The organism is Neobacillus jeddahensis (assembly GCF_000612625.1).
Classification (GTDB): domain Bacteria; phylum Bacillota; class Bacilli; order Bacillales; family Cytobacillaceae; genus Neobacillus; species Neobacillus jeddahensis.
This window is the reverse complement of record NZ_CCAS010000016.1, coordinates 70,994-82,961: the sequence shown is the minus strand read 5'-3', so window position 1 is coordinate 82,961 and position 11,968 is coordinate 70,994. Positions and strand designations below refer to the sequence as shown.

At 37.8% G+C, this 11,968-nt stretch carries 8 protein-coding genes and 1 pseudogene; all 9 read left to right on the top strand.

From position 1 onward, the window contains the following. The first annotated feature begins 60 nt into the window (after positions 1-60). The 9 genes and pseudogenes from cls to TY15_RS09845 all read left to right on the top strand — a co-directional run bounded on the left by cls (position 61) and on the right by TY15_RS09845 (position 11,673). A pseudogene (cls, locus tag TY15_RS23560) lies at positions 61-1,091 on the top strand (cardiolipin synthase). A gap of 307 nt (positions 1,092-1,398) precedes the next feature. After that, the gene (locus TY15_RS09880; RefSeq protein ID WP_040209681.1) at positions 1,399-2,778 is read left to right on the top strand and encodes an ABC transporter substrate-binding protein; all 1,380 of its coding nucleotides are present in this window, start codon (positions 1,399-1,401) and stop codon (positions 2,776-2,778) included. A 64-nt stretch (positions 2,779-2,842) separates the two neighbouring features. Beyond that, the gene (locus tag TY15_RS09875; RefSeq protein WP_040209680.1) at positions 2,843-3,763 is read left to right on the top strand and encodes a carbohydrate ABC transporter permease; all 921 of its coding nucleotides are present in this window, start codon (positions 2,843-2,845) and stop codon (positions 3,761-3,763) included. Positions 3,764-3,775: 12 nt separating this feature from the next. Next, positions 3,776-4,600, top strand: a complete 825-nt coding sequence (locus tag TY15_RS09870) for a carbohydrate ABC transporter permease (protein WP_040209679.1) — start codon at positions 3,776-3,778, stop codon at positions 4,598-4,600. Positions 4,601-4,624: 24 nt separating this feature from the next. Further along, on the top strand, positions 4,625-7,738 hold the full coding sequence (locus tag TY15_RS09865; protein ID WP_040209678.1) for an alpha-mannosidase: 3,114 nt from the start codon (positions 4,625-4,627) through the stop codon (positions 7,736-7,738). 57 nt (positions 7,739-7,795) lie between these two features. Beyond that, entirely contained in the window at positions 7,796-8,923 is a 1,128-nt protein-coding gene (locus tag TY15_RS09860; RefSeq protein ID WP_040209677.1) for a GntR family transcriptional regulator, read from the top strand. 194 nt (positions 8,924-9,117) lie between these two features. Next, entirely contained in the window at positions 9,118-9,915 is a 798-nt protein-coding gene (locus tag TY15_RS09855) for a DUF2935 domain-containing protein (protein WP_040209676.1), read from the top strand. A 211-nt stretch (positions 9,916-10,126) separates the two neighbouring features. Continuing rightward, the gene (locus TY15_RS09850) at positions 10,127-10,477 is read left to right on the top strand and encodes a hypothetical protein (protein WP_040209675.1); all 351 of its coding nucleotides are present in this window, start codon (positions 10,127-10,129) and stop codon (positions 10,475-10,477) included. A gap of 170 nt (positions 10,478-10,647) precedes the next feature. Beyond that, on the top strand, positions 10,648-11,673 hold the full coding sequence (locus tag TY15_RS09845) for a HoxN/HupN/NixA family nickel/cobalt transporter (RefSeq protein ID WP_392391398.1): 1,026 nt from the start codon (positions 10,648-10,650) through the stop codon (positions 11,671-11,673). Positions 11,674-11,968 lie beyond the last annotated feature (295 nt).

Below are 11,968 nucleotides of genomic sequence, written 5' to 3'. Positions count from 1 at the left end.
TTTATAGTTTTAAAATTAAAATGAAACGGCAATATGAAAAAGTAACGAAGGGATAATTAAATGGAAATTGGCAGCTTAATTACACTAATAGTGACAATTATAATGGTTCTCAACACAATGCTTGCTGCAGGTGTTTTATTTTTTGAAAGAAGAGACATTGGGTATACATGGGCTTGGTTAATGGTGTTATTTTTTGTCCCAATTCTAGGTTTTCTAATTTATATCTTTTTTGGCCGGAAGCTAACACAAGGTTTTCTTTCCCTCACTTCTTAAACTGGTGAATTTTCGTATTAATAATAGAAATCATCGAAAACTTTGTATAATTGATGGGGAAATCGCTTATATTGGAGGATTTAATGTTGGTAACGAGTATCTTGGTACCAATAAGAAATTTGGGTATTGGCGTGATACTCATTTTAGAATGGTAGGAGAAGCTGTTAATCATATACAAGGAAGGTTTATTTTGGATTGGTATCAAGCGGGAAAATACAAAAAGATAAACTACGAAGATTTCTCCTTTAAAATGGACAGTCACAATGGAATGAGTCCTGTTCAAATTATATCAAGCGGGCCCAATTCACAAGTGGAACACTTAAAGAATATGTACATTAAACTTATAACGTCTGCGAAAAAGAGTGTATATATTCAAACCCCTTACTTTATTCCAGATACTAGTTTTATGGATGCATGTAAAATCGCCATTCTATCTGGCGTTGATTTTACGCATTATGATTCCAAATAAACCGGATCACCCCTTTGTTTATTGGGCGTCATGGGCGTACGTTGGAGACCTATTGAAGTATGGAGCAAAAATTCTGCTTTACAATAATGGTTTTTTACATGCCAAGACGATTGTGGTAGATCAAGAAGTAGCTTCGGTAGGAACAATGAACATAGATTCGCGGAGCTTCAGGTTGAATTTTGAAGTGAATGCAATCGTATATGATGAAAAAATAACAAAACAACTTCATGATATGTTTCTTTATGATAGTGAGGTCAGTACAGAACTTACTCCTCAACGCTATCGAGAAAGATCGATTATGATAAAATTAAAGGAGGGAATTTCCCGCCTACTTTCGCCTATTTTATAAAAGTATTAGATTACTTTAGGGCCATAAAAACTCTTACGTATTTTTTTATTATGTAAGAGTTTTTTTCTTTCAATTGCTTAAGGCTAATATTCTGAAAAATCAATAAAATATATTGACATATGACAATATATCAATTAAATTAATCATGTACCAAGTTTACATATATTAAAAGATTTGGAGGTGAGGAAGAAACTAATTCAAGTGTCCAAGAAATGAAAGGTGATTTTATTTTTTTATGTTTTATGAAAGCGCTTAACGAGGGGTATTACTTTGTATCAATCATTTAAACTGAATGGGAGAGGTTTTAATGAAAATAAACAAGGTTAAAAAGATTGCTGCCTTTTCACTGATTGCAGCCAGTTTGTTAGTCAGTTCCGCTTGTTCAAATGAAAACGCTTCCTCTGACGAAAAAGGGAAAAAAGAAGAAATAAGTATCACCTTCCGTTCTGGTGGGGGCACGAATAAAGGATTACAGGATTGGCTCCAGAAGGAGGTCATCCCAGAATTTGAAAAAGAACATCCAAATGCCAAGATCAAGCTTGCTCCACTCAATGTTTCAGAAGGGGACTATTTCGCAAAGATTGCTTTGATGCTCAAATCCAAGAATACAGCACCGGATCTTGTTACCGAGGATACCTTCATGGTTAACTCAGATGCAAGTGCAGGCTATTTAGAGTCGATAGATGATAAGGTGGAGGATTGGGAAGATTGGGGTAAATTCACTGAAAATGTGAAAAAAGGGGTAATCGCTGAGGATGGTAAGGTATACGGGGTACCATATAATACCGATTCACGTGGAATTTGGTATAACAAAGATCTATTTGCGAAAGCCGGGCTTCCTGTCCCGTGGGAACCAAAAACCTGGGAAGACATTTTAGAGGCTGCAAGAACGATTAAAGCGAAATTATCTGATGACGTCGTTCCGATTTGGATGAACTCAGGCAAAGCCACTGGGGAAGCCACATCCATGCAAACATTTGAAATGCTGTTATATGGAACAAAAACCCCTCTATATGACTTTGATGCGAAAAAATGGATCGTCAAAAGTGATGGCCTTGTAAATACCTTTAAATTTATCGATACAGTGTATGAAGAAGATCTCGGACCTGAGCTTTCTCAAGTGTTAAATGGACAAGGTGGTAGTGTGGCCTATCAACAATTGATGCCAAAAGGAAAGCTAGCAATGGGGATTGATGGAATCTGGCAAACAGGTAACTGGCAAGAGACAGGAGCTGCCCCATGGCCAAAAGCTTTTGAAACGTTAGGCTTTGCTCCCATGCCAACTGAAAATGGCGATGCTCCTGGTAGTGTGACAATGTCTGGTGGTTGGGCATTTTCGATTCCGAAAAATTCAGGAAATAAGGATTTAGCATGGGAATTTATAAAATTTGCATCTAGCAAAGAAAAAAACTTATCCCTTCTACTTAGAGACCGCAGCTTAACACCTCGTGATGATGTCGCACAAGATCCAGAATATCAAAAAATACCAATGTTTGAGGAGGCAACTGACTTATTGCAAGATGCTCAGTTCCGACCAGCAGTTGATAAATATCCGAATGTCTCTACGCAAATTCAATCACTTGTCGAGGATGTCGTAACAGACAAACTTTCACCTTCTGAGGCAGCTAAAAAGTATCAAGAAAATGTTACGGATATTGTTGGGAAAGAGAACGTGATGACGAAGTAATGAATACTGCTTTCTTCCTATACGTAGGGAGAAAGCAGGCAATTTGCGGAGTGGAGTGAGTGAAATGCAAACAAATGCAGAATTGTCACCAGCAAATGAAATAAAGGAGAAAAAGAAAAAAGATCATATCTTATTACGATCAATTCTCTTTTTATTGCCAAGTTGGATTATATTGCTTGTATTTTTTGTCGGACCTATTCTATTAACCTTTTATTTTGCTTTTACGAATCTGTCATTAACAGGTTCACAGGCGAAAAGTCTCGAATTTATTGGATTTCAGAACTTTACTACCATGTTTCAGGATCCGAATTTTCGTATTAGTATGTTGAATACGATTGTTTTTCTGTTATTTTCAGCGGTGGTTGGTCAACAAGTACTTGGGTTTATTCTAGCGGTGTTAATGAAAGAAAGAAACAAATCATTTCGCCGGATTATTGGTATTATCGTAATCGCTGGATGGGTCACTCCAGAAATTGTCGTGGCCTTTTGTTGGGTGACCTTCTTAAGTGATAACGGAACATTAAATATGATTTTTCAATTTATTGGATTAAAGCCTGTAGCGTGGCTGTTCACCTTTCCGATGGTTAGTGTGGTTATCGCGAATATCTGGCACGGGACAGCTTTTTCGATGCTTGTGTTCCAGGCTTCACTTGACGACGTACCGAAAAGTGTTGAAGAAGCAGCGAAAATTGATGGTGCATCTAGACTTCAAATTTTATTAAAAATTGTTCTGCCAATGGTGAAGGGTTCAATCGTGACAAACATGATTCTCGTCACCCTACAGACCTTAGGGGTGTTTACGCTGATTTTCGCCATGACTGGCGGCGGCCCTGGAACAGATACACAAACACTGCCTATTTTTATGTATAATCAGGCATTTGTGAATTACCAGCTTGGTTATGGGACGGCTATTTCTCTCATTTTACTTTTAATTGGAATTGTATCTAGTCTCATTTATATGAAATACCTAAAGGTCAAAATTTAAAGGGGGAGTTAAATGAGCCGTTTCAAATTAGAGAAAATCATGCCATATGTCATCTTAACTGTCTTAGGAATTTTGTTTCTGTTACCGCTATTGTGGGTAGCTGTTGCGTCTATTGATCCGAATGCACAGCAGGCGTTGAAGACACCTGACTCCTTGACAACATCGAACTTCACTTCGATTCTTAAAGATCCCGCTATTTTGCGGTCCTTTGCCATCGGGTTATTTCTGTCAGTTGGTCAGGCAGTACTTGTTGTGATCTTGGCTGGAATGGCTGCCTATCCGCTGTCCCGTTATGCATTGAAGTTTAAAAAACCGTTTATGTATACCGTGTTGTTTATGACTTCCTTACCGATTACTGCGGTTATGGTACCCGTCTACCAGCTTTTTGTTTATATGAATCTACAAGATTCCTTAATCGGCACCGTGTTATTTTTAACAGCATCAGGTATGCCCTATGCGATTTGGATGCTAAAGAATTTTATGGATGCAGTTCCCCTCGAATTAGAAGAATCGGCATGGATTGATGGTGCATCAGTCTGGCAAGGATTAAAGCGAATTGTTGCTCCATTAATGATCCCTGGTATTTGTACCGTGGCCATCTTTACTTTTTCAGGGAGCTGGGGGAATTTTTTCGTCCCATACATTTTGATTCAAACACCAGAAAATTTTCCGGCCTCTGTCACAATTTTTCAGTTTTTTGGAAACTATGGAATGGTTGAATACGGGAAATTAGCAGCGTTTTCGCTGATTTATACACTGCCAGCAGTGGTGCTATATATTTTTTCACAGCGTTTTATGTCTCAGGGCTTTAGCCTTGGTGGCGCATCGAAGGGCTAATAATCAGAAAAGGGAGTGTTTCATATGTTTTGGACTATAGAGAAGTTAGAAAAAAGGATTGAGGAATTAAACACTTATCGTTATCGAGACGTGCAGCCGGTCGAGTCTTTTTTGGCACAACAGGATGAAGAAGGTCAGGTAGGTCAAAGACCACCTGAAGACGATTCATGGGAACTGATGCCTATTCATTCACGGTGGGAAGGCCGTGATAAGTACATATGGTTGAAATCGACAATTATGATTCCAGCTCAATGGGAAAACCAAAAAATTGTTGGCGTATTTGATTTCGGTAAAACCGGTGGGGGACATAACTCTGGATTTGAATCGTTGCTTTATGTAAATGGTAAACCCTATCAGGGGGTGGATATGAACCATCAAGAAGTATTTTTTGACGGGAGTTTGGCAGGTAATGAGATTGAGTTGGTTTTCCGGCTTTGGTCAGGGCTTGAAGGAGGCGGAACTCCCACGATTCAGGAGCATCAATTGAAACAGGCATACATGGCATGCCTTGATGAAAGTACAGATGATTTATATTTTACTGCAAAGGCGTCTATTGAAACTGTCAAATATTTGGTGGAAACACAGCCTGAAAGACAAACATTATTATCCGTCCTAAATAAGGCGTTTAATCTTATTGATTGGTCTGCCCCTGGTTCTCCTAGTTTCTATGATACCGTTAATCAGGCACAGGCTGTTTTAAATGAAGGAATAGAAAAGCTTCCTAAGAATTATCCCGTAACAGTAACAGCTATTGGACATACTCACATTGATGTGGCGTGGCTATGGCGATTACGGCATACACGAGAAAAAGCCGCGCGGTCCTTTTCTACCGTCCTTCGCTTAATGGAGCAATATCCAGATTACGTTTTTTTGCAAACCCAGCCACAATTATATGATTATATTAAAAAGGATTATCCGGAAATTTTTCAACAGATAGAAAAAAGAGTTCAAGAAGGTCGTTGGGAGACGGAAGGTGGGATGTGGCTAGAAGCAGATTGCAATTTAACCTCCGGTGAATCTCTTGTCCGTCAATTATTGTTAGGGACCAAATTCTTCCGCGAAAACTTTGGAAAGGAATGTGAGTATTTATGGTTACCTGACGTGTTTGGCTACAGTTGGGCCCTTCCACAAATCCTAGCTAAGTCTGGCATCAAAACGTTCATGACGACAAAAATTAGTTGGAGTCAGTTCAATAAAATGCCACACGATACCTTTAAGTGGAAGGGGATTGACGGAACGGAAATTCTAACCCATTTTGTGACGACACCGGAAGATGAATATTGGTTTTACACCTATAATGGAAAAATTACCCCACGTACGGTAAAAGGAATTTGGGAGTCTTACCGAGATAAGGCCGTCAATCAGGAATTACTGCTTTCCTATGGATATGGTGATGGCGGGGGCGGTGTGAACCGAGAGATGTTAGAAATGCGGAGGCGATTGGACAAAATGCCTGGCCTGCCGTCAGTGAAAACAGGCAGGGCTGATGACTATTTCAAACGACTTCACGAGACCGTGAATCAAACCGATCAATATGTTCATACATGGGATGGGGAGTTGTATCTCGAGTATCATCGCGGTACCTACACAAGCCAAGCTTATAATAAGAGAATGAATCGTAAAATGGAGTTGCTGCTTCGTGAAACTGAGTGGTTGAATACATTAAATAGTGTATTAGCAGGAAACTGGTCAGCCTATCCTGCCCAAGCACTAGAGGATAGCTGGAAAATTGTCCTGCGCAATCAATTCCATGATATTATTCCAGGTTCTTCGATTAGAGAAGTATATGAAGACAGCAAAATAGAGTATGCTGAGGCACATCAGCTGGCCACTAATGAATGGAAAAATGCTTCTCAATCACTGGTTATTAACGAAAATAGTCGGAGAGATTTCACAATATTTAATTCATCCTCATGGGACAGAAATGATATAGTGAAAATACAGACTACTTCTGAAAAGGAACTTATTTGGAAAGATGAGACCGGGAAGCTGCTGGAATCCCAGCGTGTTGGCAATGGTGTCTGGCTAGTGAATGTGGAACAGGTACCATCACTTGGTAAGAGTTCCATTTCATATGAAGAAGAGAAGGGTCATCATTCTTCTTCCTTTGAAGTTTTAGATCATCACCTAACAACGCCTTATTATGAATTAACCTGGAACGAGAACGGTCAGCTAACTAAGATCTTTGATCGCAGACATAAACGCAACGTTTTAGCTCCAAATAAATGGGGGAATGTGCTTCAAGTATTTGAAGACAAGCCGATGCAATATGATGCATGGGACATTGATATTTATTATCAAGAAAAAATGAAAGAAATCACCAATTTGATTGGATGTCGTGTGATTGAAAATGGTCCCATTCGTTGTGTGATTGAATTTGGCTGGTCTTATGGAAATTCAACAATTACTCAGAGGATGATGGTGTATGCCAATAACCCACGAATTGATTTTAATACAAAAATTGATTGGCATGAAAAGGATCAACTATTGAAAACATCATTTCCAGTTGATATTCGGGCGACTGAAGCTACCTATGATATTCAGTATGGCAATGTAAAGCGGCCTACCCATTGGAATACAAGCTGGGATTATGCCCGCTTTGAGACCGTTGGTCATCAGTGGGTGGATTTATCAGAAAGAGGATACGGTGTCAGCTTATTGAATGATTGCAAATACGGTCATGATATTAAAGAGAATGTGATGAGGCTAACGTTATTGAAATCGGCGACCTACCCTGATACAGAAGCAGATCAAGGTGAGCATCAGTTTACGTATTCACTACTTCCCCATATTGATAGTTGGTATGAGGGGGGAACCGTTCAGGAAGCATGGGCATTAAATAATCCATTAACATATACAAAAGGTCATTCCGAGCGGACTTCGCTGTTCTCCGTCAATGAGCAGAATGTCATGATTGATGCGGTGAAAAAGAGGGAAGATAGTAATCAACTACTTCTTCGCTTACATGAATTCTCCGGGGCTAGGGGTAGGGTAGCGATTCAGAGTGATTTGAACATCTTAACCTGGCAGGAATGTGATTTGTTAGAAAGAAGTATTAATGAAAAAATAGAAAATAAACCATTTGTGTTCGACCTCAATCCATATGAAATAAAGACTTTTATTGTTGAGGTAAAATAATATGCTTGTCAGGAAGGGGGAGTTCCCCTTCTTGATAAAGATCCTGTACATGTTGGGGTGGCTACAATTACAACTTTATATGAGCAAGTGTTTCAAACATTAAAGAAGGATATCTTGGAAGGAAAGTATAAACCGGGTGATCGCATCCCATCAGAGAAAGAATTATCTGATACCTATCAAATTAGTCGAATTACGAGTAAGAAGGCGCTTGGCAAGCTAGTAGAGGTTGGACTTGTTCACCGCAAGCAAGGTAAAGGGACATATGTTTCTCAAGTAAGTGGTGAAAAGAAACATCCGTTGGCATCATCTTTAAAAAAACCGTTGATAGGACTCATCGTGACCAGTTTCGATGATAGTTATAGTTCTAAGCTAATTTCAAGCATTGAATATGCTTCGGAAGATCAGTGTCTAGTCATTTTAAAACAATCTTTTGGGTTGCCGGATAAAGAGGAGAAATATATTAAAGAGCTACTTGAATTCGGTGTGGACGGGATGCTTATTTTTCCAGCACGGACAGAGCACTTCAGTTCAGAAATTTTGAGAATGGTCGTGGATCAATTTCCGTTTGTCTTAATTGACCGATTATTTAAAGGGGTGGGCGCTACAGCGGTATCAACCGATAATGTTCAGGCAGCTAAAATGGGCGTAGAATACTTGTTTAGCCTAGGTCATGAGCATATCGGTGTTCTTTCACCACGGACAATTGAGACCACGACAATTGAAGATCGATTCAATGGAGTAGTTCAAGCCTATGCGGAACGAAATTCGCGGGTTAATCATGAATTATGGTGTACGGAAATAAAGAGCACACTTCCACATCCTGAAGCAACTGCGGAACAAGATATTGATATCATTAAGCAGTATCTAATGAAGAATCCTGAAATCTCAGCTTTATTCGCCTTCGAATATCAAATAGCTATATTGGTACATAGGGCTGCTGAGCAGTTAGGGCTTCAAGTGCCGGATGACCTTTCGATTCTTTGTTTCGACGAACCAGAGAAAAGTGTGTGCGACTGGACCTTTACACATTTGCGACAAGCGGCAAATGAGATTGGAAAAACGGCTGTTACCAGGTTATTAGAAATGATTAATGGCGAGAGTACCATTAAGAAAGTGTCTTTCCCTGCAACATTAGTAGAAGGAAATTCGACAAAGGTACGTAAAAATTCCTTAGATAAGGTTTAAAACCAGACTTCTTTCTTAAAGGTACAATATATAAGGCTTAATAGAAAATGTTTTTCCATAATTTTTCATTAAGCCTTTTTATTTTGGGCGAAATTTACTTCTTTCATGAGAATTTTACCTCCTTTGTACATAGGACCTCATTAAGATGAATAAACATTAAGTGGTTTGTGTATTTTTTTCGAGGAGGAACTAATATGAATGAGGTTTTTGAAAGGACAGCAAGATTTGAACATCGCTTTTGGCTTCAAATTCTAGGTGATCATTCTAGGTTTATTTATGAAGCTTTGGCACCTGACCAAAAAGTGGAAATTACACAGGCCTCAAATTTCATTCAAGTATTTGACACACTTTTGGAACAGGCAAACTCGACCGAACTAATGCAGTTAACAAATCAAGCGGAATTAGAGGTTATTAAATTTCGGGACTTTAAATTAGAGTTAATCAGAAAACATCTTGTTGGGAATATCAAAATTTATCTTTCACCTACTTTTATTAATCATATGGTAAATGAATTGGAGGAATATGTAAGAATTCTAAATCATTTAAAAGCTGGAGAAGTCCCGCCTGTTTATCATGAACTCCATCATCATCTTTTATGGCTGCTAGATGCCGCTGGACATTCAGATGCTATTTATACCAATTTAGATGGTGTTGAAAAGAAATTAAGGGAAAAAAGTGATTCATTTACGAAGAATTTTGAAGCTTTTTATCTAAAAGCTGTTGAGCTAGCAGGGTATTTAAGAACTAGTTTGACGGAGTTTCCGGCTTTGTCAAAAATGAATTTGGATACCCAGTTAGAAATAAAACTTTTTCAAAATTTTCTAAATGAAATTGAAGAACTGAGGCTAAGTAAGCAAGCACTGGGAACATTTGCCCCGTTAATGGCTGATCATATGCTCCGTGAAGAATGTTATTATCTAATGAAGTTAGCAGAATCTACGAATCTTGAGCCACCAAACTGTGATCCTACTAAACCTCGCCTTAAGGAATGAAGACAACATACAGTTAAGATAATGGTTAAAAATTGTTATAGAAAATGGGAACGAGAGGGACAGTTTAAATTATAACTGCCCCTTTTTTCTTGCTTGAAGGTAAATCCACATAGGAAAATGAATTGAGGAATAAATATATTGCTAGTGTTATAAGGGCTATTTATAACATATTATCTACTAGTAGATAATGGTCACCTGAGGAGGAGAGAAAATGAACTTCGAGATGCAAAAAGCAAATATGTTGGCTGAACATATGAATGGTTTTATTCAATTCGTCAATAAAAGTGTAGCTGATCATAACAGCTTTAAATTTAATTCAGATAAATTGTATCAAATTAAACTGCTTATTGAGGAGTTTAGATTTCAAATACTTGCCGATGAACTTCTACGAATTAACCATTTTGATTGGGATGAAAAGTATACTTATTACTTAGTTGATAGATTTAAGGAAGGATTCGGTATTATTGAAGAATATGTTCAAAATCACTACGATGATTTATTTCTATTATCAGCTAGACTTTACACATTAAAGAACATCTGTCAGAGTTTTAGTAGAATTTGAGATAGTAGGGCTGAATAGGTTCAGTATGGATTTCGTCATACTCATTTTCATTTAGATGAACATAAATGTTCACCCTTTTGGCATTTTTTTCTGTACTACGATTAATTACTTTTGTAACACCATGGTATAATTTGTCTATAAGAAAAATTATACAAATGGGAGTGAATTGTGTGCCGAAAAAACTTAAAAAGGTAAGTTGGTTGCCATATGGTCTTATTGTTCTTTTATTACATATTATTGGTCTAGTCTTTTTGTTTGTTGGAGCCCGAAATCAACCTATTTTGTTTAGTATGGCATTTCTTGCCTATACATTAGGTTTGAGACATGCTTTTGATGCTGATCATATTGCCGCTATAGATAATACAGTGAGAAAATTAGTCCAACAAAAGAAGAATCCCGTAGGAGTTGGCTTTTATTTTTCCTTAGGGCATTCTAGTGTGGTGTTTATTATGGCGGTAGTACTTGCAATTTCGGTTCATTGGGCACAAAAACAATTACCACAATGGCAGGATATTGGCGGAATTATTGGGACAATTGTTTCAGGAACTTTTTTATTATTAATTGGCATCTTAAATGCAGTTATCCTGTTTGATTTACAGAAAGTTTTCTTGAATATGCGTAAAGGTACATATAATGAAGAAGAAGTAGAAGATTTACTGCTAAATCGTGGGTTTATCGCACGTTTTACTGGACCTCTATTTAAATTTATTAGCAAAAGCTGGCATGTTTATCCATTAGGCTTTTTATTCGGTTTAGGATTCGATACGGCCAGCGAAGTGGCTTTATTAGCACTGTCAGCTGGTGCAGCTAAAACCTCTTTGCCGATTTTAGGCATCTTAGCTTTACCCATCCTTTTTGCTGCAGGAATGAGTATGATGGATACGGCAGATGGTGTTTTTATGACAAATGCCTATCGCTGGGCATTTTCTACCCCGTTACGGAAGGTATATTACAACCTAACGATTACAGCATTATCGGTTGTTGCTGCAATTTTGATAGGTATGATTGAGCTAGCACAAGTTTTTTCGGAAAAAATGGGTTTTTCTGATGGTGCCTGGCACTGGTTGCAAAATCTTGATATTGGCTGGCTTGGTTATCTATTAGTGGGATTGTTCTTGTTCTCTTGGGGAATTTCTTATATCATCTGGAAATTTTTCAAAATAGAAGAACGTTGGAATACCCCGCTAAAAATGTAATAGAAAAATTACCTATTGATAGGTAGTCAAGTTCATTAACGAACACTTAAATAGAAAATAGATAAATTCAGAAAACCACCATTCTGATTTTTAAATGGTGGCTTTTTTAATGTTTGCTTGTTTTTTTGCTGTTTGCTAAATTTAGTTAATAATAGAGGCAAAAGGAAAAGTAAAATGTGTACAAATTTATATGGAAATAGATGATTACCCATAAAAAAATCCACGAAAAAACAACATTGTCATTATTTGTTCATTGATTGTTCATATTTAACAGTTATGATAGAACTTAGTGATT

Bases quoted from the DNA above. Each gene is read 5' to 3' on its own strand.
- TY15_RS09870 (WP_040209679.1), top strand. From the start codon at position 3,776: ATGAGCCGTTTCAAATTAGAGAAAATCATGCCATATGTCATCTTAACT.
- TY15_RS09880 (WP_040209681.1), top strand. From the start codon at position 1,399: ATGAAAATAAACAAGGTTAAAAAGATTGCTGCCTTTTCACTGATTGCA.
- TY15_RS09865 (WP_040209678.1), top strand. From the start codon at position 4,625: ATGTTTTGGACTATAGAGAAGTTAGAAAAAAGGATTGAGGAATTAAAC.
- TY15_RS09850 (WP_040209675.1), top strand. From the start codon at position 10,127: ATGAACTTCGAGATGCAAAAAGCAAATATGTTGGCTGAACATATGAAT.
- TY15_RS09875 (WP_040209680.1), top strand. From the start codon at position 2,843: ATGCAAACAAATGCAGAATTGTCACCAGCAAATGAAATAAAGGAGAAA.
- TY15_RS09855 (WP_040209676.1), top strand. From the start codon at position 9,118: ATGAATGAGGTTTTTGAAAGGACAGCAAGATTTGAACATCGCTTTTGG.